This window comes from Streptomyces sp., from assembly GCF_035644915.1.
In the GTDB taxonomy this organism is placed as follows: Bacteria; Actinomycetota; Actinomycetes; order Streptomycetales; family Streptomycetaceae; genus Streptomyces.
This window is the reverse complement of the sequence record NZ_DASQNP010000041.1, coordinates 1-20439: the sequence shown is the minus strand read 5'-3', so window position 1 is coordinate 20439 and position 20439 is coordinate 1. Positions and strand designations below refer to the sequence as shown.

The window sequence follows — 20439 nt, the reverse complement described above, 5'->3', positions numbered from 1 at the left end:
CTGGGTCTTGCCGTCCGGGCGCAGGTAGGGCACGGTGCCGTTCTTGCGCACCTCGGTCAGCCGGCGGGCCAGCCGGTGGGCCAGGTGGATCGGCAGCGGCATCAGCGCCGGGGTCTCATCGCAGGCGTAGCCGAACATCAGCCCCTGGTCGCCGGCGCCCTGCCGGTCCAGCTCGTCCGCATCGCCCTCCACCCGGGCCTCCCAGGCGGCGTCCACGCCCTGGGCGATGTCCGGCGACTGCGCGCCGATGGACACCGACACTCCGCACGAGGCCCCGTCGAAGCCCTTCTTGGAGGAGTCGTAGCCGATCTCCAGGACCTTGTTGCGCACCAGGGTGGGGATGTCGGCGTAGGCGGAGGTGGTCACCTCGCCGGCCACGTGCACCAGCCCGGTGGTGATCATCGTCTCCACGGCGACGCGGGAGGTGGGGTCCTGGGCCAGAAGGGCGTCGAGGATGGTGTCGCTGATCTGGTCAGCGATCTTGTCGGGGTGACCCTCGGTCACAGACTCCGAGGTGAACAGGCGGCGAGACACATCGCTCCCTGGGGTTGCAGCGGCTGCTGGCTGATTTCGTGTGCGGACCGGGCAGCGGGCGTGCCCGAGCGCGGTCAGCCGTCAGTCTATCCGCAGCCTCCCGGGAGCCCACCATGACGTCTCGCACTCCGACATGTTCGCGCCAGGCCGCACGGGACGCGTGGGGCGGCGGAGGCCGTGTGCGACGGAGGGCGGACGCCCGGACGGCCCGGGGCATCCGCCCTCCCGGTGGTCACCCGCGGTTCAGCAGGGGGACGACCCTGTCCCACACCGTGTCGGCGAGGGCCTCCTTGGGGCCGTGCGGTACGGGCGTCTCGCTGCCGTCGGCTCCCAGGATGACGGCCTCGTTCTCCTCCGCGCCGAACGTCCTGTGCTCTCCGACCTCGTTGACGACCAGCAGGTCGCATCCCTTGCGGGCGAGCTTGGCGCGCCCGTTGGCCAGGACGTCGTCGGTCTCGGCCGCGAAGCCGACGACCACCTGTCCGGGGCGGGCGCGCTGCGCGGAGAGTTCGGCGAGGATGTCGGGGTTGCGGACCAGAAGGACCGGTTCCGGCTCCTGGCCGTCCCGCTTCTTGATCTTGCCCTGGGCGTAGTGGGCCGGCCGGAAGTCGGCCACGGCCGCGGCCATGACCACCGCGTCCGCGTCCGCGGCGGCCTTCAGCACGGCCTCCCTCAACTGCACGGCCGTCCCCACCGGCACCACGTCCGCACCCGCGGGATCGGGCAGGGCGGTGTTGGCGGCGACGAGGGTGACCCGCGCGCCGCGCGCCACCGCCGTACGGGCCAGGGCGTACCCCTGCCTGCCCGAGGAGCGGTTGCCCAGGAACCGCACCGGGTCCAGCGGCTCCCGGGTGCCGCCCGCGCTGATCACGACGTGGCGTCCGGCCAGGTCCCGCTCCTGCCCCGGCCCGCGGGCGAGGACCCGGCGGCAGACCTCGAAGATCTCGCCGGGCTCCGGCAGCCGCCCCTTGCCGGTGTCCGCCCCGGTCAGCCGCCCGACGGCGGGCTCGATGACGACCGCGCCACGGCGGCGCAGCGTGGCCACGTTCTCCTGGGTGGCGGGGTGCTCCCACATCTCGGTGTGCATGGCGGGCGCGAAGACCACCGGGCAGCGGGCGGTGAGCAGGGTGTTGGTCAGCAGGTCGTCCGCGAGGCCGTGGGCGGCCCGGGCCAGGACGTCGGCGGTGGCGGGCGCGACGACGACCAGGTCGGCCGCCTGGCCGATGCGTACGTGCGGGACCTCGTGGACGCCCTCCCAGACGCCGGTCGTCACCGGGTTGCCGGACAGCGCCGCCCAGGTGGCCTCGCCGACGAAGTTCAGCGCCGAGCCGGTCGGCACCACCCGTACGTCGTGGCCGGACTCGGTCAGCCGCCGCAGCAGCTCGCACGCCTTGTAGGCCGCGATCCCGCCGCTGACTCCCAGGACCACCCTGGGCTTGCCGGACGTGTCCATCCCTCGCCTCTCCCCGCTTCCGTGGCCGTGTTCCTCGCGGTTGCATCCGCGCAACGCGGACGCGCCGCGGCTCCCATGACACACCACGGGCCCGGCAGCCGTGCTGCCGGGCCCGTGTGTGGTGTTCCGGTGAGACCGCCGGGGCGGCCCGCGACCACTACTGCGCCGGGTTGTCGACGGCCTCGGCGGTCAGCAGGCCCGCGTTGATCTCGCGGAGCGCGATCGACAGCGGCTTCTCGTGGACGTGGGTGTCCACCAGCGGGCCGACGTACTCCAGCAGGCCCTCGCCGAGCTGGGAGTAGTAGGCGTTGATCTGGCGCGCGCGCTTGGCGGCGTAGATCACCAGGCTGTACTTGGAGTCGGTGGCCTCAAGCAGCTCATCGATCGGCGGGTTGATGATGCCCTCGGGCGTGGTCATGGAAGAGGACACGCTCTACCTTCCGCTGCGGTGGATAAGACGGGCTGTGATCCGACGACCGGACTCGTCGGTGCCGAGTCAGGCGAGGCCCGGTGCCGGACGTTCCGGAGCCGGGAACCCACCGCCGGTGCCCCGGGGCCCGGTGGCGGTCCCGCCCGGCCGTCCGGCGACGATCACGAATCCTGCATCAAGGCTAGCAGCTCGCGGCTGACGTCCTCGACGGAGGTGTTGACCAGGGTCACGTCGAACTCCGACTCGGCCGCCAGCTCGATTCTGGCCGCCTCCAGCCGCCGCTCGATGACCTCGGGGGACTCGGTGCCCCGGCCGGTGAGCCGGCGGACCAGTTCCTCCCAGCTCGGCGGGGCGAGGAAGACGAGCCGGGCCTCGGGCATCGACGCGCGCACCAGCCGCGCGCCCTGGAGGTCGATCTCCAGCAGCACCGGGTCACCCGCCTCCAGCCGCTCCTGCACGGCCTGCCGGGGGGTCCCGTACCGGTTGCCCGCGAACTCGGCCCACTCCAGCAGCTCGCCGTTGGCGACCAGCTTGTCGAACTCCTCGTCGTCCACGAAGAAGTACTGGACGCCGTGCCGCTCCCCGGGGCGGGGCTTGCGGGTGGTGACGGACACCGAGAGCCAGATCTCGGGGTGGACCTTGCGCAGATGAGCGACGACCGTGCTCTTGCCGACCCCGGAGGGGCCGGAGAGCACGGTCAGCCGCGGACGTTCACTCATACGGCGATTATTCCTGGTTCCCAGGAAGCCTGGGAACGTCAGGCGGAGCCGCCGCCGAACTCGCGCTCGAGGGAGGCGATCTGGTTGGAGCCCAGGCCACGCACCCGGCGGCTTTCGGAGATGCCGAGCCGCTCCATGATCTGGCGGGCCCGGACCTTGCCGACGCCGGGCAGGGACTCCAGGAGAGCGGAGACCTTCATCTTGCCGATCACGTCGTTCTCCTGGCCCTGCTTGATGACCTCGTGGAGCGAGGCGCCGGAGTGCTTCAGTCGGTTCTTGACCTCGGCGCGCTCCCGGCGAGCCGCGGCGGCCTTCTCGAGCGCGGCTGCGCGCTGTTCAGGGGTAAGGGGCGGAAGAGCCACGCCTACGTCACCTCGGATGTCGAACTGGTCGGATATGGATCGGTGAGGAACCTAGTAGCCCCGCACCTGCGGAGCAACGAGCAACACGTCCCCTCGGTCCTCCCGGACCTGGGAAGACCCAGGATCCGCGGTGCTCTCGTCGGAGACTAGCGGCCTTGAGCGCCAGAGTCAGCGAGAACAGACGAAAAGTCCTGGTCAGACTCCAGTCTGCCGGGACATTTGCGGACAAAACACCGATCGAGAGGGTCGATTTCGCGGTTTTCCGCGCTTCCGGACCCCGCACAACTGTCCGCATGGCTGCCCGTGCGGCGCCCCCCGCGGTCCCCGCCCGGGCCGGTGACGGGGCCCGGCGGCGGGGCCCGCGGCGGATGCCGGGGATCACCCCAGGACCGCCCGGAGGCGGTCGGTCTCCCGTGCGGCGGACTCCCGCAGGGCCACCGCCGACGGACCGTGCCCGAGGACGCCCCGGCTGATGCTCGGCACGACGTTGCCCACGGCGTCCCCGAACACCCGGGGAAGGTCCTCGGCGGTGGCTCCCTGGGCCCCCAGCCCCGGGGCCAGCAGCGGGCCGCCCACCGACAAATTCACCCCGGCCTCCCCCAGCGTCGCGCCCACCACCGCGCCGACCGAGCCCAGCGGCCGGGCCCCGGCGTTCTCCCGGGCGATGTGGTCGAGCACCGTCTGGGCGACCGACGCGCCGCCCGCCGCCGTGGCGCGCTGCACCTCGGCGCCCTCCGGGTTGGAGGTGAGCGCCAGCACGAAGACGCCCGCGCCGGCGGACCGCGCCGCGTCCAGGGCCGGCCGCAGCGACCCGAAGCCGAGGTACGGGCTGACGGTCACCGCGTCGGAGAACAGCGGGCTGCCCGGGTCGAGGTAGGCCGCGGCGTAGGCGGCCATGGTGGAGCCGATGTCGCCGCGCTTGGCGTCGGTCAGCACCAGCGCCCCGGCCGAGCGGGCGTCGGCGATCGCCCGCTCCAGCACGGCGACGCCGCGCGAGCCGAAGCGCTCGAAGAAGGCGGACTGCGGCTTGAGGACGGCCACCCGGTCGGCGAGGGCGTCCACGACCGTGCGCGTGAACCGCTCCAGGCCCGCCACGTCGTCGTCCAGCCCCCAGGCGGTCAGCAGCGAGGGGTGCGGATCGATGCCGACGCACAGCGGGCCGCGGGTGTCCATGGCGCGGCGCAGCCGGGCGCCGAAGGGCTCGGGGGACGACGGGGACGGGGAGGACGGGCGGCGGGTCTCGGGGCTGGTCATCGGGAGGTGGCCTTCCGGGTGTCGGCGCCGACGGCCTCGGCGAGGGTGGCGTACGGGCTCGCGGCCAGCTTCGCGGCCAGGCCCCGGTGGATGCGGCGGCACCACAGCGGGCCCTCGTAGACGAAGGCGCTGTAGCCCTGGACGAGGGTGGCGCCGGCCAGGATGCGCTCCCAGACGTCGTCGGCGGTCCGCACTCCGCCGACCCCGATCAGGGTGACGCGGTCGCCGACCCGCGCGTACAGGCGGCGCAGCACCGCCAGGGAGCGGTCCTTCAGCGGCGCGCCGGACAGGCCGCCGGCGCCGATGGCCTCGATCTCCGCGCGGCCGGTGGTCAGGCCCAGGCCGTCACGGGCGATGGTGGTGTTGGTGGCGATGATGCCGTCCAGGCCCAGTTCGACGGCGAGGTCGGCGACCGCGTCGACGTCCTCGTCGGCCAGGTCGGGGGCGATCTTGACCAGCAGCGGCACGCGGCGGTCGGGCACCGCGGCGTCGGCGGCGGCGCGCACGGCCGTCAGCAGCGGGCGCAGGTGCTCGGTGGCCTGGAGGTTCCGCAGGCCGGGGGTGTTGGGCGAGGAGACGTTGACGACGAGGTAGTCCGCGTACGGGGCCAGCCGTCCGGTGGAGGTCACGTAGTCGTCCGTGGCCTCGCTCTCCGGGACGACCTTGGTCTTGCCGATGTTGACGCCGACGGTGGCGGGGAAGACGGCCCGGCGGGCGGCGAGGCGGGCGGCCACGGCGGCGGAGCCGTCGTTGTTGAAGCCCATCCGGTTGACCAGGGCGCGGTCGCCCACCAGGCGGAACAGCCGCGGCCGGGGGTTGCCGGGCTGGGGCTGCGCGGTGACGGTGCCGACCTCGACGTGGTCGAAGCCGAGCATGGTGAGCCCGTCGATGCCGACCGCGTTCTTGTCGAAGCCCGCGGCCAGCCCGAAGGGGCCGCGCATGCGCAGGCCGAGGGCCTCGGTGGCCAGGGCGCGCGCCTGCGCCCGGCCCGGGGCGAGGACGGCCGCGACGAGCGCGCGCAGCCCGGGGACGCGGGCGACCAGCCGGATCAGGGCGAACGCCAGGTGGTGCGCCCGCTCGGGGTCGAGGCGCTTGAGGAGCAGGTGGAACAGCAGGGAGTACATGCGGGGTCTTCCGGGCGGCGGGACGGGGGGCTCCTCCTGCGGATCCTGCGGAGGGCTCGCTGCGGAGGGCTCGGGGTGCGGGCTCTCGCGGGAGGGGGGACACCGGCGGCCGGCGTCCCCCCTCCCGTCTCACCCCGTCACCTCTCGCGGGCGGCGATCAGGTGCTCCGCGTGCTCCTGGAGGGAGCGGACCCCGACCTCCCCGCGCGACATGGCGTCGATGCCCTGCACGGCGGCCGCCAGGGCCTGGACCGTGGTCAGGCAGGGGACGCCGCGGGCGACCGCGGCGGTGCGGATGTCGTAGCCGTCCAGCCGGCTCCCGGTGCCGTAGGGGGTGTTGACGATGAGGTCGACCTCGCCGTCGTGGATGAGCTGGACGATGGTCTTCTCCCCGCCCGGCCCCTCGCCCTCGCTGTGCTTGCGCACCACGGTGGCGTTGATGCCGTTGCGGCGCAGCACCTCGGCGGTGCCGGAGGTGGCCAGCAGCTCGAAGCCCATGGCGACCAGCTCGCGCGCCGGGAAGATCATGGAGCGCTTGTCGCGGTTGGCGACGGAGACGAAGGCCCGGCCCTTGGTCGGCAGCGCGCCGTACGCCCCCGCCTGCGACTTGGCGTAGGCGGTGCCGAAGACCGAGTCGATGCCCATGACCTCGCCGGTCGAGCGCATCTCCGGGCCGAGCACGGTGTCCACGCCGCGGCCGTGGGCGTCCCGGAAGCGGCTCCAGGGCAGCACGGCCTCCTTCACCGAGATCGGCGCGTCCAGCGGCAGGGTGCCGCCGTCCCCGGTGGCCGGCAGCAGCCCCTCGGCCCGCAGTTCGGCGATGGTGGCGCCCAGCGAGATCCGGGCGGCGGCCTTGGCCAGGGGTACGGCCGTGGCCTTGGAGGTGAAGGGGACGGTGCGGGAGGCGCGCGGGTTGGCCTCCAGCACGTAGAGGATGTCCCCGGCCAGCGCGAACTGGATGTTGATCAGTCCGCGCACCCCCACGCCGCGCGCGATGGCCTCGGTGGAGGCCCGCAGCCGCTTGATGTCGTGGCCGCCGAGGGTGATCGGGGGCAGCGCGCAGGCGGAGTCCCCGGAGTGGATGCCCGCCTCCTCGATGTGCTCCATCACGCCGCCGAGGTACAGCTCGGTGCCGTCGTAGAGCGCGTCGACGTCGATCTCTATGGCGTCGTCGAGGAACCGGTCGATCAGCACGGGGTGCTCGGAGATCAGGCCCGCGTGGCGCTCCAGGTACTCCGCGAGCGACGGCTCGTCGTAGACGATCTCCATGCCGCGCCCGCCCAGCACGTAGGAGGGGCGGACCATCACCGGGTAGCCGATCCCGGCGGCGATCTCCTTGGCCTCGGCGAAGGAGAAGGCGGTGCCGTACTTGGGCGCGGGCAGTCCGGCCTCGGCCAGCACGCGGCCGAAGGCGCCGCGGTCCTCGGCGAGGTGGATGGCCTCCGGGGAGGTGCCCACGATGGGCACGCCGTTGTCCTTGAGCCCCTGGGCCAGGCCGAGGGGGGTCTGGCCGCCGAGCTGGACGATGACGCCCGCGACGGGGCCGGCCTGCTGCTCGGCGTGGACGACCTCCAGGACGTCCTCCAGGGTGAGCGGCTCGAAGTACAGCCGGCCGGAGGTGTCGTAGTCGGTGGAGACGGTCTCGGGGTTGCAGTTGATCATCACCGTCTCGTAGCCCGCGTCGCGCAGCGCGAAGGAGGCGTGCACGCAGGAGTAGTCGAACTCGATGCCCTGGCCGATGCGGTTCGGGCCCGAGCCGAGGATGATCACGGCGGGCTTCTCGCGCGGCGCGACCTCGCTCTCCTCGTCGTAGGAGGAGTAGAAGTACGGGGTCTTCGCGGCGAACTCGGCGGCGCAGGTGTCGACCGTCTTGTAGACGGGGCGCACGCCCAGCGCGTGGCGGACCTCGCGGACGACGTCCTCGCGCAGTCCCCGGATCGCGGCGATCTGCGCGTCGGAGAAGCCGTACCGCTTGGCCTCGGCCAGCAGTTCGGGTTCGAGCCGGTCGGCGGCGGCCAGCTCGTCGGCGATCTCCTTGATCAGGAAGAGCTGGTCGACGAACCAGGGGTCGATCCTGGTGGCCTCGTGGACCTCCTCGGGGCTCGCCCCGGCCCGGATGGCGGCCATGACGGTGTTGAGCCTGCCGTCGGTGGGGCGCCGGGCCGCCTCCAGCAGCTCGTCCTTGTCCCCGGCTTCGCCGGTGAAGTCGAACTGGCTGCCCTTCTTCTCCAACGAGCGCAGCGCCTTGTTCAGCGCCTCGGGGAAGTTGCGGCCGATGGCCATGGCCTCGCCCACCGACTTCATGGTGGTGGTGAGGGTGGAGTCGGCGGCCGGGAACTTCTCGAACGCGAACCGCGGGACCTTGACCACCACGTAGTCGAGGGTGGGCTCGAAGGAGGCCGGGGTCTGCTCGGTGATGTCGTTGGGGATCTCGTCGAGGGTGTAGCCCACGGCCAGCTTGGCGGCGATCTTGGCGATCGGGAAGCCGGTGGCCTTCGACGCCAGCGCCGAGGAGCGGGAGACGCGGGGGTTCATCTCGATGACGATGACCCGGCCGTCCTCCGGGTTGACGGCGAACTGGATGTTGCAGCCGCCGGTGTCCACGCCGACCTCGCGGATGACCGCGATGCCGATGTCGCGCAGCACCTGGTACTCGCGGTCGGTGAGCGTCATCGCCGGGGCGACGGTGATCGAGTCGCCGGTGTGGACGCCCATCGGGTCGAGGTTCTCGATGGAGCAGACGACCACGACGTTGTCGTTGCGGTCGCGCATCAGCTCCAGCTCGTACTCCTTCCAGCCGAGGATGGACTCCTCCAGGAGCACCTCGGTGGTCGGGGAGAGCGCCAGGCCCTGCCCGGCGATGCGGCGCAGCTCGTCCTCGTCGTGCGCGAAGCCGGAGCCCGCGCCGCCCATGGTGAAGGAGGGGCGGACGACCACGGGGTAGCCGCCGAGCCGCTCCACGCCCGCCAGGACCTCCTCCATGGAGTGGCAGATGATCGAGCGGGCGGACTCGCCGTGTCCGATCTTCTCCCGGACGCGCTCCACGACCTCCTTGAACTGGTCGCGGTCCTCGCCCTTGCGGATCGCCTCGACGTTGGCGCCGATCAGCTCCACCCCGTAGCGCTCCAGGGCGCCCGACTCGTGGAGGGCGATCGCGGTGTTCAGCGCGGTCTGGCCGCCGAGGGTGGGCAGCAGCGCGTCGGGGCGCTCCTTGGCGATGATCTTCTCGACGAACTCCGGGGTGATCGGCTCGACGTACGTGGCGTCGGCGATCTCCGGATCGGTCATGATCGTGGCAGGGTTGGAGTTGACCAGGATGACCCGCAGGCCCTCGGCCTTCAGGACGCGGCACGCCTGGGTGCCGGAGTAGTCGAACTCGGCGGCCTGCCCGATGACGATCGGGCCGGAGCCGATGACCAGGACGGACTGGATATCGGTGCGCTTAGGCACGCTGGCCCTCCATCAGGGAGACGAACCGGTCGAAGAGGTAGGCGGCGTCGTGGGGGCCGGCCGCCGCCTCGGGGTGGTACTGGACGCTGAACGCGGGGCGGTCGAGCAGCCGCAGGCCCTCGACCACTCCGTCGTTGAGGCAGACGTGGGAGACCTCGACGCGGCCGTAGGGGGTGTCGCTGGGCCCGTCGAGGGGGGCGTCCACGGCGAAGCCGTGGTTGTGCGCGGTGACCTCCACCTTGCCCGTGGTGCGGTCCTGCACGGGCTGGTTGATGCCGCGGTGGCCGTACTTCAGCTTGTAGGTGCCGAAGCCGAGCGCGCGGCCGAGGACCTGGTTGCCGAAGCAGATGCCGAACAGCGGCGTGGAGCGCTCCAGCACGCCGCGCATGACGGAGACGGGGTGGTCGGCGGTCGCGGGGTCGCCGGGCCCGTTGGAGAAGAACACCCCGTCCGGGTCGACGGCGTAGACGTCGTCGAGCGTGGCCGTGGCGGGGAGCACGTGGACCTCGACGCCGCGCTCGGCCATCCGGCGGGGGGTCATGCCCTTGATGCCCAGGTCCACGGCGGCGACGGTGAACCGCTTGGTGCCGATCGCGGGGACGGTGTAGGGCTCGGCGGTGGCGACCTCGGCGGCCAGGTCGGCGCCGGTCATCTGGGGGGCGCTGCGCACCTTGGCCAGCATCGTCGCCTCGTCCGTGACGGCGTCGCCGGAGAAGATGCCCACCCGCATCGCGCCGCGCTCGCGCAGGTGGCGGGTGAGGGCCCGGGTGTCGACGCCGCTGATGCCGACGACGCCCTGGGCGGTCAGCTCCTCGTCCAGGGTCCGCACCGAGCGCCAGTTGGAGGGCACGCGGGCGGGGTCGCGTACGACGTAGCCGGCCACCCAGATCCGTCCGGACTCGGGGTCCTCGTCGTTGACGCCGGTGTTGCCGATGTGCGGGGCCGTCATGACGACCACCTGGCGGTGGTAGGACGGGTCGGTCAGGGTCTCCTGGTAGCCGGTCATGCCGGTGGAGAAAACGGCCTCGCCGAGGGTCTCGCCCACGGCCCCGTAGGCCCGGCCGCGGAAGACGCGGCCGTCCTCCAGGACGAGTACGGCGGGCACCTTCGCGGCTTTGCGGGTGGAGGTCGTCATCGTGCGCCTTCCTCGTGGTGCGTGGTGGCGGCAGCTTCGGTGGTGCCGTGGAGATCGTCGGTGGTCCCGGTGGTCCCGCGGGCGCCGCGGGCCAGCTCCCGGACCGCGTCCCGCCAGGCGGCGTGCTCGGCGGCGCGGTCGGAGCGGAAGCCGGAGTCCAGCAGCTTCCCGCCGTGCTCCCAGGTGATCACCAGCAGGCCGCCCTCGGTGAGCACCTTGCCCGCGATGCCCTTGTCGAGCCGGGCGTCGCGCAGTCGGTCGGCGGGGATGAAGAAGTCCGCCGCTCCGGGCCGTACGACGGCCACGCCGTGCTCGGTGAGGGTGAGTTCCGCGCGGCTGCGGGTGCCCAGGCCGTGGGCGACGATCCGGTCGAGCCACTGCCCGGCCGTGGTGGAGCCGTGGTAGCGGCCGGTCATGGTCAGCTTCGGCTCGCCCGGCTCCGCGGGCTCCTGCGGCAGTTCGGGCAGGTCGGACTGGAGCAGCGCCCGCCACTTCCAGCCCTCCCGCATCAGCCAGTACAGCAGGGCGACGACCAGCGCGAGCCCGACCACCCAGGCGATCCGGGGGGCCCAGTCGGTCACCTCCCGCGAGGCGGGTTCGGCGGCGTGGGTGACCAGCAGTGCCGGTGAGAGGTTCATACGAGCTTTCCGTCCATGACTGTCGCCCTGCCCCGCAGGAAGGTGTGCGTGATCCGGCCCGGCAGTTCGCGGCCCTGGTAGGGGGTGTTGCGGCTGCGGGACGCGAAGCGCGCGGAATCCACCGCTCCACGGTAGGACGGATCGACCAGGGTGAGGTTGGCGGGCTCACCTGCCGAGATGGGCCGGCCGTGGCCGGCGAGCCGGCCGATGGCCGCGGGCCGGAAGGACATCCGGTCGGCGACGCCCGCCCAGTCCAGCAGCCCGGTGTCGACCATGGTGTGCTGGACGACGGACAGGGCGGTCTCCAGGCCGATCATGCCCATGGCCGCGGCACCCCACTCGCAGTCCTTGTCCTCGTGCGGGTGCGGGGCGTGGTCGGTGGCGACGCAGTCGATGGTGCCGTCGGCCAGCGCCTCGCGCAGGGCCTGTACGTCGGCCTCGGTGCGCAGCGGCGGGTTCACCTTGTACACCGGGTCGTAGGAGCGCACCAGCTCGTCGGTGAGCAGCAGGTGGTGCGGGGTGACCTCGGCGGTGACGTTCCAGCCCTTGGACTTGGCCCAGCGCACGATCTCCACCGAGCCGGCGGTGGACAGGTGGCAGATGTGCAGCCGGGAGCCGACGTGCGCGGCCAGCAGCACGTCGCGGGCGATGATCGCCTCCTCGGCGACCGCGGGCCAGCCGCCCAGCCCCAGCTCGGCGGAGACCGCGCCCTCGTTCATCTGCGCGCCCTCGGTCAGACGCGGCTCCTGGGCGTGCTGGGCGATGACGCCGTCGAAGGCTTTGACGTACTCCAGCGCCCGGCGCATGATCACCGCGTCGTCCACGCACTTGCCGTCGTCGGAGAAGACCCGCACGGACGCGGCCGAGTCGTGCATCGCGCCCAGTTCGGCGAGCTGCTTGCCCTCCAGCCCGATGGTGACGGCGCCGACCGGCTGCACGTCGCAGTAGCCGGACTCCCGGCCCAGCCGCCAGACCTGCTCGACCACGCCCGCGGTGTCGGCCACGGGGAAGGTGTTGGCCATGGCGTGGACGGCGGTGTAGCCGCCGGCCGCGGCGGCGCGGGTGCCGGTCAGGACGGTCTCGGAGTCCTCGCGTCCGGGTTCGCGCAGGTGGGTGTGGAGGTCCACCAGGCCCGGCAGCAGGATCTGCCCGTCGGCGTCGATCACGGTGGCGCCCTCGGCGGACAGGCCGCGGCCGGTCTCGGCGACGATCCCGCCGTCGATCCGTACGTCCGCGGGCTCGCCGCCGAGGATCCGCGCGCCGCGGATCAGGTAGGTGCTCTTGGTCACTTGGTCTCCTCGGGCCGGGTGGTGGCGGGGGCGGGGGCGCCGACGGCCGGTTCGGCGCCGCCCAGCAGGAGGTAGAGGACGGCCATCCGGATGCTGACGCCGTTCCCGACCTGCTCCACGGCCGTGCAGCGGTCGGAGTCGGCGACCTCGGCGGTGATCTCCATGCCGCGGTTCATCGGGCCGGGGTGCATCACGACGGCGTGGTCGGGCATCCGCGCCATGCGCTGGGCGTCCAGGCCGTAGCGGCGGGCGTACTCGCGCTCGGTGGGGAAGAAGGCGGCGCTCATCCGCTCGCGCTGCACCCGCAGCATCATCACGGCGTCGGACTTGGGCAGCACGGCGTCCAGGTCGTAGGAGACCTCGCACGGCCACCCCTCCACCCCGATCGGCACCAGGGTGGGCGGGGCGACCAGGGTGACCTCGGCGCCGAGCGTGGTGAGCAGGTGCACGTTGGAGCGGGCGACACGGCTGTGCAGGACGTCGCCGACGATGGTGACCCGGCACCCGGCCAGGTCGTGCCCGACTCCCCCGTCGGGCCCTCCGACGAGGCGGCGGCGCAGGGTGAAGGCGTCCAGCAGCGCCTGGGTGGGGTGCTCGTGGGTGCCGTCCCCGGCGTTGACGACCGAGCCGCCGATCCAGCCGGAGGTGGCCAGGCGGTGCGGGGCGCCGGAGTCGTGGTGGCGTATGACGACGGCGTCGGCTCCCATCGCCTCCAGGGTCATCGCGGTGTCCTTGAGCGACTCCCCCTTGGAGACCGAGGAGCCCTTGGCGGAGAAGTTGATGACGTCGGCGGAGAGCCGCTTGGCGGCGGCCTCGAACGAGATCCGGGTGCGGGTGGAGTCCTCGAAGAAGAGGTTGACGACGGTGCGGCCGCGCAGGGTCGGCAGCTTCTTGATCGGCCGGTCGGCGACCCGGGCCAGCTCCTCGGCGGTGTCCAGGATCAGGACGGCGTCGTCGCGGGTGAGGTCGGCGGCCGAGATGAGGTGGCGCTTCATCTGTTGCCTTCCGTGGAGGGTGGGCGGAGCGGGCAGGCGGCGCCCGCGCGCGGGTGCGCGCCGGGTGTCCGCGGGGCGGAACCCGGAGCGTCGGGCGCGGGCGGGGACGGGGCGATAAGGAGCGCTACTGCTCGCCGACCGGAGCGGTCTCGCGGGCGCCGAGGAGCACGCCGTCGCGGCCGTCCTCCTCGGTGAGCTGGACCTTGACCGTCTCCCGCAGCGACGTGGGGAGGTTCTTGCCGACGTAGTCGGCGCGGATCGGCAGTTCGCGGTGGCCGCGGTCGACGAGGACCGCGAGCTGTACGGCGCGGGGGCGGCCGATGTCGCCCAGCGCGTCGAGGGCGGCCCGGATGGTGCGGCCGGAGAAGAGCACGTCGTCGACCAGGACGACCAGTCGTCCGTCGATGCCCTCGCCGGGGATCTCGGTGCGGGCCAGCGCGCGGGCCGGACGCATCCGCAGGTCGTCGCGGTACATGGTGATGTCGAGCGAGCCGACCGGCAGGGGCCGTCCGGTGATCTCCGCCAGCCTGGTGCCCAGCCGCCGGGCCAGGTGCGTGCCGCGGGTGGGGATGCCGAGGAGCACCACGTCGTCGGCGCCCTTGGCGCGCTCGACGATCTCGTGGGCGATGCGGGTCAGGACCCGGGCGATGTCCGGCGCCTCCAGAACGGGGCGTGCCGGGGCGACGCCGTTGTCGTCGCCGTTGTTGCTGTCCATGCGGAACGGACCTCCTTACCCGCCTCACGGGACGGGCCTTAAAGGACGTCGGGATTGCGCCGTCCACGGTACCAGGCTCCGCGGGCAGCGCTCGCCGGGAGGTGCCGCGCGGGGCCGTGCGCGTCCCGCACCCCCGCGTATGGCCCGCTCGGCTTGACGCCGGACATTACGCTGCGTAACATCACAGTGAGTTACGAAGACGTCCCCCGGGGAGCCATATGTCCAGCGAATACGCCAAACAGCTCGGAGCCAAGCTCCGCGCCATCCGCACCCAGCAGGGCCTCTCCCTCCACGGTGTCGAGGAGAAGTCGCAGGGCCGTTGGAAGGCGGTCGTGGTCGGCTCGTACGAGCGCGGTGACCGTGCTGTGACCGTGCAGCGCCTCGCCGAGCTGGCGGACTTCTACGGCGTCCCGGTGCAGGAGCTTCTGCCGGGCAGCACGCCGGGTGGGGCTGCCGAGCCGCCGCCGAAGCTCGTCCTGGACCTGGAGCGGCTGGCCCACCTGCCGTCCGAGAAGGCCGGCCCGCTGCAGCGGTACGCCGCGACGATCCAGAGCCAGCGCGGCGACTACAACGGCAAGGTGCTGTCGATCCGCCAGGACGACCTGCGCACCCTCGCCGTGATCTACGACCAGTCGCCGTCGGTGCTGACCGAGCAGCTCATCAACTGGGGCGTGCTGGACGCCGACGCGCGTCGCGCGGTCCAGCACGAGGAGGCCTGAGGCTCGGGCGGCGCAGCCGCGGAGCCATCGCACACACCATCGAGGAGTCGCAGAAACGTACCGCCGCCGGGCGGGCCCTCCTTCCGGGTCCGCCCGGCGGCGGTTCCGTTCCGTCTCCCCCGGCCCGTCTCCCCGGTCGTCGGAAGGGTCCGGGCGGCGGGAGGCGGAACGCCGCGGGGCCCGGGACACCGTGGTGTCCCGGGCCCCGCGGGCTCCGGTCTCAAAGGGTCCGGCGCGTCAGACGCGCCTCAGCGTCGGCTTGAGCTCCTTCAGGCGGCCCAGCAGACCGTTGACGAAGGACGGGGAGTCGTCCGTGGAGAACTCCTTGGCGAGCTGCACCGCCTCGTCGATCACCACGGCGTCGGGCACCTCGTCCTCCCAGATCAGCTCGTAGGCGGCGAGCCGCAGGAGGTTGCGGTCCACGGCCGGCATCCGGTCCAGGGTCCAGCCGACGGCATAGGTGGAGATCAGCTCGTCGATCCGGTCGGCGTGCTCGGCGTACCCCTCGACCAGTTGCATCGTGTACTCGCCGACCGGCGGCTGACGGCTGTCGGTCCGCGCGTGCCGGATCCAGTCCGCCAGCACGGCCGTCACGGCGGTGCCGCGCTGGTCGGCCTCGAACAGGATCTGGAAGGCCCGTTTGCGGGCCTTGGTGCGGGCAGCCACGGTTAGCTGTTCACCCGGCCGAGGTACTCACCGGTGCGGGTGTCGACCTTGATCTTCTCACCGGTGGTGATGAAGAGCGGCACCCCGATCTCGTAGCCGGTCTCCAGCCGGGCGGGCTTGGTGCCGCCGGTGGAGCGGTCGCCCTGGACGCCCGGCTCGGTGTACTCGACGGTCAGCTCGACGGCGGCCGGGAGCTCGATGTACAGCGGGTTGCCCTCGTGGATGGCCACCGTGCAGTCCTGGCCCTCCAGCAGGTAGTTGGCGGCCTCGCCGACGGTCTCCGGGGAGATGGTCAGCTGGTCGAAGGTCTGGGTGTCCATGAAGACGAAGTCGGCGCCGTCCTTGTAGGAGAACTGCATGCCGCGCCGGTCGACCGTGGCCGTCTCCACCTTGGTACCGGCGTTGAAGGTCTTGTCGACCACCTTGCCGGAGAGCACGTTCTTGAGCTTGGTGCGGACGAAGGCGCCGCCCTTGCCGGGCTTGACGTGCTGGAACTCGACTACGGACCAGAGCTGGCCCCCGTCGAGCTTGAGCACCATGCCGTTCTTGAGGTCGTTCGTGGTGGCCACGGTCGCGGAATCTCCTGAGACTGCTGCTGCGGAAGACCTCAGAACCGCGGCCTTCCGATCAGGGCCCGATCAGAGGGCGAGCAGCTCCTTGGTCGTGATGGTGAGTAGCTCCGGTCCGCCGTCCGCCTGCGGGCGGACGACGAGCGTGTCGTCGATCCGGACGCCGCCCCGCCCCGGGAGGTGGACCCCCGGTTCGACGGTGACCGGCACACAAGCGTCCAGTTTACCCATGGCCGCAGGTGACAACTGCGGGTCCTCGCCGATTTCCAGCCCCACTCCGCGGCCGGTGTACGGCGCCAGCGCCTCGCCGTACCCGGCCGCCTCCAGCAGGTGGCGGGCCGCCCGGTCCACTTCGCGGTACTCCGCGCCGGGCGCCAGCGCCTCCCGCCCGGCGCGCTGCGCCGCGAAGACCAGGTCGTACAGCTCGATCTGCCAGTCGGCGGGGGCGGGGCCGACCACGAAGGTCCGGCCGATCCGGCAGTGGTAACCGCGGTAGCGGGCGCCGAGCTGCACGGTCAGGAAGTCGCCCTCCTCGACCCGCCGGTCGGTGGGCCGGTGGCCGGCCAGGCCGGAGTTGCGGCCCGTGGCGACGGAGGTGGGGAAGGCGGGGCAGTCGGCGCCGTGGTCCATCAGGCGCCTCTCCAGCTCCAGCGCCAGATGGCGTTCGGTGCGGCCGACCAGGATGGACTCCAGCAGTTCGCCCAGGGCGTGGTCGGTGATCTCGGCGGCGATCCGCAGGGCCGCCAGCTCCTCCTCGTCCTTGACCAGGCGCTGCTGCTCCACCGCGCAGCCCAGGTCGGTCAGGCGCAGCCGGGGCGCGGCCGCGGCCAGGGCCCGGTGCCGGGCCACGGTGAGGTCGTGTTCCTCCACCGCCAGCGTCGCCGCGCCCGCCGAGGCGGCCAGCTCGGCGGCGGCGACGGCCGGGTCGGAGGCGATTCCGGGAAGGGTGAGGCGGCGCAGGCCGTCGGGGCCTCCCGGCGGCTCCGGGCGGCCGTCGGTGACGGGCCCCGGAGGGCTCAGCAGGGTGTCGCGGCCGTCGGGGCCGAGCAGCAGGGCCGCGGCGGGGACGGCACGGCCGGTCAGATAGCGGATGTTGGCGGGCCGGGAGACCAGGGCGGCCTCGTTGCCCGCGGCCATCCAGCGGTCGCGCAGTCGTGAGCGGCGTGCCGCGTGCACCTCGGACATGCTTCCGAGCCTACGCAGGGTGGCGGCCGGGGGCCGCCCGACACGTCCGGACGGGCGGCGGCGGTGCGTGCCGGGCCGCCGCGCCGCCGGGTGCGGTCACCAGCTCGGCGGGCTGGTGAGGCTGCGGGCCACCGCCTCGTCCAGCAGCCGGGCGGTGGTCGCCACGTCCTGCCGCGAGTTGTCGATGATGGGCAGGCCGGAGCCGTACCAGCCCGCCATCCGCCCGTGGATGCGGGCGACCTCCTCGTCGGACAGGCGGCGGTTGCCGGTGCGCTCGGCGTTGCGCTCCAGGACCACCTCCAGGCCGGGCAGCAGCACGACGGGGATCAGTCCCGGGCCGACGTGGCGCTTCCAGCCGCCGAGGCCGACGGCGGGCCGGTCGGGGAAGACGGCGTCGTCCAGGATGCAGGAGATGCCGTTGGCCAGGAAGTTGCGGGCGGCGAAGCCGCAGGTGCGGCGGGCCAGGCGGTACTGCGCCTCGGAGTGCTCGTTCCAGCCGGACTGGGGGTCGGCGAAGCCGGAGCGGACCCATTCGCGCACGTCGTCGAGGCTGATGTGCGCGGTGGGCACCCGGCGGGTGTCGGCCCAGTACCGGGCGACGGTGGTCTTGCCCGCCCCGGCCGGGCCGATGAGCAGGACGGCGACGGCGGCGGTGTGCGCGGCCTCCACCGTCACGGGACCCGCGGCCGGGTCGGCGGCGCCCGGTATCTGCACCGGCGCGCCGGGCGGCAGTTGGACGTGCCCGGTGGCCTCCGGAACCGGCCGCGCGGGTGCGGGGGCGTGCGCGGGGGCCTGGGGGGGCGGCGGGGGCGGGGCCGGAACCTGGTGGGGTGCGGTCCAGCCCGGGTGGACGGCGGGCTGCGGGGGTGCCGGGGGGTGGGGGTGCGGGGGGTGTCCCTGGGGGTGCCCCTGGGTGGAGCCCGAGGGCGGGACGGGCCGCTGCGTCCCGTACTGCTGCATCCGGTCCCAACTCCGTTTCCGTACAGGTCTCCCGGGCGGGCCCGGTCGGGCCGACCGGGTGTCACCGTCTGTCCGGTACCGAACCGTACCTTCCCCGGCCGATTCTCTGTGAACGCTCTCTGTGAACGGCCGGGGAAGCGGAGGAGTGCCCGGGCCCGGAGGCGGCGGTCAGTCGGCCTGCCGGTCGGCGAGGGCGCGCGGGGCCGGCTCGCAGGAGCCGGTGCCGAGGCCCGCGGTCGTGCCCGAGGCCACGGCCGCCACCACCGGGGTGCGGTGGAACTCCTCACGGGCGTACGGGTCGGGGACGTGCGCCTCGATCGGCGACGCGGTGCGCCGGGCGGCGTCGCGCGTGCCGTACGAGTGGCGGGGGAAGGCCCCGGGGCCGAGGACGACCGGGACCGACCCGTCCACGGCCTCGTACGGCCGGCGGATCACCTCGCCCCCGTCGTCGGCCTCGCGGACCTCCCCCTCCAGGCCCGGCTCCCCGGCGCGGCGGTGCTCATGCGGCGATCTCCGCGTGCGCGGCGAGCAGCATCGCCGGGTCCGGTCCCTCCAGGACGGTGGGCTTGGCCAGGCCGTCCAGGACGATGAAGCGCAGCCGGTCGCCGCGGGTCTTCTTGTCCACCTTCATCGTCTCCAGCAGCTTGGGCCACTGGTCGCCGCGGTAGGTGACGGGCAGTCCCACGGACTTGAGGATCGCGCGGTGGCGGTCGGCGGTGGCGTCGTCCAGCCGGCCCGCGATCCGGCCGAGTTCGGCGGCGAAGACCATGCCGACGGCGACGGCCGCGCCGTGCCGCCAGGTGTAGCGCTCGTTCTTCTCGATGGCGTGGCCGAGGGTGTGGCCGTAGTTGAGGATCTCCCGCAGGCCCGACTCCTTCAGGTCGGAGGAGACCACTTTCGCCTTGACCCGGATGGAGCGCTCGATCAGCTCGGAGGTGTGCGGTCCGGCGGGGGTGCGGGCGGCCTCGGGGTCGGCCTCGATCAGGTCGAGGATCACCGGGTCGGCGATGAAGCCCGCCTTGATGACCTCCGCCAGGCCGCTGACGTAGTCGTGGACCGGCAGGGACTCCAGCGCGGCCAGGTCGCACAGCACGCCCGCCGGGGGGTGGAAGGCGCCGACGAGGTTCTTGCCCTCGGCCGTGTTGATGCCGGTCTTGCCGCCGACCGCGGCGTCCACCATGCCCAGCACGGTGGTGGGCACCGCGATCCAGCGCACCCCGCGCAGCCAGGTCGCGGCGACGAAGCCCGCCAGATCGGTGGTGGCTCCCCCGCCGACGCCGACGATGACGTCGGTGCGGGTGAAGCCGGAGGTGCCCAGTGCCTTCCAGCAGTACGCGGCGACCTCGGCGGTCTTGGCCTCCTCGGCGTTGGGCACCTGGATGGCGATGGCCTCGTAGCCCTGCTCGGCCAGGTCCGTCCGGAGCACCTCGCCGGTCTCGGCCAGCGCCTCGGGGTGGATCACGGCGACGCGGCGGGCGTCGGTGCCGATCAGCTCCGGGAGTTCGCCGAGCAGTTGTCGTCCGACGATGACGTCGTACGGCGCGGTGCCCGCGCTGCCGCCGACGGTGATGCGGGTGGGAGATGCGGTAGTCATGCGTCCTTCAACTCGAGTGCGTCCAGGACCGCTTGGGCGACCTCTTCGGGGTCGCGGCCCTCCGTGCCGACAACCGCGCGGGCCACCTGGGTGTACAGCGGCCGGCGCTGCTCCATCAGGGTGCGCCACTGCTGCCGGGGGTTGACGGCCAGCAGCGGACGCGGGGCGTCCAGGCCGACGCGCCTGACCGCGTCGGCGAGCGCCACGTCGAGGAAGACCACCGGCAGCCCAGTGAGCAGGTCACGGGTGCCGGGGTCGAGGACGGCGCCGCCGCCCAGCGCGAGCACCCCGTCGTGCCCGGTGACGGCGGCGCGCACGGCCTGCCGCTCCAGTTCACGGAAGTGGGGTTCGCCGTCGTCGACGAAGATGTCCGCGATGGACTTGCCCGCGGCGGCCTCGATGTCGGCGTCGGTGTCGCGCAGGGCGACCCCGAGCCGCCGGGCGAGCACGGCGCCCACGGTGGTCTTGCCCGCGCCGGGCGGGCCCACCAGGACGACGGCCGGAGAGGTCACCGGATTTCCAGGTGCTCGAGGTAGCCGGTCACGTTGCGGCGGGTCTCGGCCACACTGTCCCCCCCGAACTTCTCCGCCACCGCATCGGCCAGCACCAGCGCCACCATCGCCTCGGCCACGATCCCGGCCGCCGGCAC

Annotated in this window: 20 protein-coding genes and 2 pseudogenes; 1 reads left to right on the top strand and 21 read right to left on the bottom strand. The window is 73.1% G+C overall.

The features are described 5' to 3' along the window. From VE546_RS04535 to pyrR, 13 genes are all read right to left on the bottom strand, one after another. A partial coding sequence (locus VE546_RS04535) for an S-adenosylmethionine synthetase N-terminal domain-containing protein (RefSeq protein ID WP_324918645.1) occupies window positions 1–534 on the bottom strand: 534 nt, incomplete at its 3' end. 232 nt (window positions 535–766) lie between these two features. Next, a complete protein-coding gene (coaBC, locus tag VE546_RS04530) occupies window positions 767–1987 on the bottom strand; it encodes a bifunctional phosphopantothenoylcysteine decarboxylase/phosphopantothenate--cysteine ligase CoaBC (protein ID WP_324918642.1) in 1221 nt (406 codons plus the stop codon). 157 nt (window positions 1988–2144) lie between these two features. Next, on the bottom strand, window positions 2145–2417 hold the full coding sequence (rpoZ, locus tag VE546_RS04525; protein WP_324918640.1) for a DNA-directed RNA polymerase subunit omega: 273 nt from the start codon (window positions 2415–2417) through the stop codon (window positions 2145–2147). A gap of 161 nt (window positions 2418–2578) precedes the next feature. Further along, complete coding sequence (gene gmk / locus VE546_RS04520; protein WP_324918638.1) at window positions 2579–3136, bottom strand: guanylate kinase; 558 nt, start codon at window positions 3134–3136, stop codon at window positions 2579–2581. A 38-nt stretch (window positions 3137–3174) separates the two neighbouring features. Then, window positions 3175–3498, bottom strand: a complete 324-nt coding sequence (locus VE546_RS04515) for an integration host factor (protein ID WP_093656674.1) — start codon at window positions 3496–3498, stop codon at window positions 3175–3177. Between the two features lie 378 nt (window positions 3499–3876). Beyond that, window positions 3877–4752, bottom strand: coding sequence for an orotidine-5'-phosphate decarboxylase (gene pyrF / locus VE546_RS04510; protein ID WP_324918630.1), 876 nt, complete (start codon window positions 4750–4752; stop codon window positions 3877–3879). Continuing rightward, complete coding sequence (locus tag VE546_RS04505) at window positions 4749–5876, bottom strand: quinone-dependent dihydroorotate dehydrogenase (protein WP_324918628.1); 1128 nt, start codon at window positions 5874–5876, stop codon at window positions 4749–4751. Before VE546_RS04505 ends, pyrF begins: the two co-directional genes overlap by 4 nt. 137 nt (window positions 5877–6013) lie before the next feature. Further along, window positions 6014–9325, bottom strand: a complete 3312-nt coding sequence (gene carB, locus VE546_RS04500; protein WP_324918625.1) for a carbamoyl-phosphate synthase large subunit — start codon at window positions 9323–9325, stop codon at window positions 6014–6016. Next, on the bottom strand, window positions 9318–10460 hold the full coding sequence (carA, locus tag VE546_RS04495; RefSeq protein WP_324918622.1) for a glutamine-hydrolyzing carbamoyl-phosphate synthase small subunit: 1143 nt from the start codon (window positions 10458–10460) through the stop codon (window positions 9318–9320). Before carA ends, carB begins: the two co-directional genes overlap by 8 nt. Continuing rightward, entirely contained in the window at window positions 10457–11098 is a 642-nt protein-coding gene (locus tag VE546_RS04490; protein ID WP_324918619.1) for a hypothetical protein, read from the bottom strand. Before VE546_RS04490 ends, carA begins: the two co-directional genes overlap by 4 nt. Next, the gene (locus VE546_RS04485) at window positions 11095–12387 is read right to left on the bottom strand and encodes a dihydroorotase (RefSeq protein ID WP_324918616.1); all 1293 of its coding nucleotides are present in this window, start codon (window positions 12385–12387) and stop codon (window positions 11095–11097) included. The genes VE546_RS04490 and VE546_RS04485 overlap by 4 nt, the downstream gene beginning before the upstream one ends. Next, a complete protein-coding gene (locus tag VE546_RS04480; protein WP_324918613.1) occupies window positions 12384–13382 on the bottom strand; it encodes an aspartate carbamoyltransferase catalytic subunit in 999 nt (332 codons plus the stop codon). Before VE546_RS04480 ends, VE546_RS04485 begins: the two co-directional genes overlap by 4 nt. A gap of 124 nt (window positions 13383–13506) precedes the next feature. Continuing rightward, window positions 13507–14097, bottom strand: a complete 591-nt coding sequence (pyrR, locus tag VE546_RS04475; RefSeq protein ID WP_324918610.1) for a bifunctional pyr operon transcriptional regulator/uracil phosphoribosyltransferase PyrR — start codon at window positions 14095–14097, stop codon at window positions 13507–13509. Window positions 14098–14315: 218 nt separating this feature from the next. Between pyrR and bldD the strand changes: the two genes are divergently transcribed. Next, window positions 14316–14816 carry a transcriptional regulator BldD gene (bldD, locus tag VE546_RS04470; protein ID WP_324918606.1) on the top strand — a complete coding sequence of 167 codons (501 nt, stop codon included), beginning with the start codon at window positions 14316–14318 and terminating at the stop codon, window positions 14814–14816. A 237-nt stretch (window positions 14817–15053) separates the two neighbouring features. Here bldD and nusB read toward each other — a convergent pair whose 3' ends face one another. The 8 genes and pseudogenes from nusB to VE546_RS04430 form a co-directional block, all read right to left on the bottom strand. Then, window positions 15054–15482: a transcription antitermination factor NusB gene (nusB, locus tag VE546_RS04465; protein ID WP_324918603.1), complete on the bottom strand. Its 429-nt coding sequence runs from the start codon at window positions 15480–15482 to the stop codon at window positions 15054–15056. 2 nt (window positions 15483–15484) lie between these two features. Continuing rightward, window positions 15485–16051 (bottom strand): elongation factor P, encoded by a 567-nt coding sequence (gene efp, locus VE546_RS04460; protein WP_324918600.1) that lies wholly within the window; start codon window positions 16049–16051, stop codon window positions 15485–15487. A 69-nt stretch (window positions 16052–16120) separates the two neighbouring features. Then, window positions 16121–17236: a M24 family metallopeptidase gene (locus tag VE546_RS04455; RefSeq protein WP_324918597.1), complete on the bottom strand. Its 1116-nt coding sequence runs from the start codon at window positions 17234–17236 to the stop codon at window positions 16121–16123. Between the two features lie 96 nt (window positions 17237–17332). After that, window positions 17333–18196: an AAA family ATPase gene (locus VE546_RS04450; protein WP_324918595.1), complete on the bottom strand. Its 864-nt coding sequence runs from the start codon at window positions 18194–18196 to the stop codon at window positions 17333–17335. Window positions 18197–18364: 168 nt separating this feature from the next. Next, a pseudogene (locus VE546_RS04445) lies at window positions 18365–18679 on the bottom strand (type II 3-dehydroquinate dehydratase); the annotation flags it as partial. A 16-nt stretch (window positions 18680–18695) separates the two neighbouring features. After that, entirely contained in the window at window positions 18696–19790 is a 1095-nt protein-coding gene (gene aroB / locus VE546_RS04440) for a 3-dehydroquinate synthase (RefSeq protein ID WP_324918592.1), read from the bottom strand. Then, window positions 19787–20302 carry a shikimate kinase gene (locus VE546_RS04435; RefSeq protein WP_324918589.1) on the bottom strand — a complete coding sequence of 172 codons (516 nt, stop codon included), beginning with the start codon at window positions 20300–20302 and terminating at the stop codon, window positions 19787–19789. The genes aroB and VE546_RS04435 overlap by 4 nt, the downstream gene beginning before the upstream one ends. Continuing rightward, window positions 20299–20439 (bottom strand): annotated as a pseudogene (locus tag VE546_RS04430) (chorismate synthase); the annotation flags it as partial. The gene VE546_RS04435 and the pseudogene VE546_RS04430, both read right to left, overlap by 4 nt.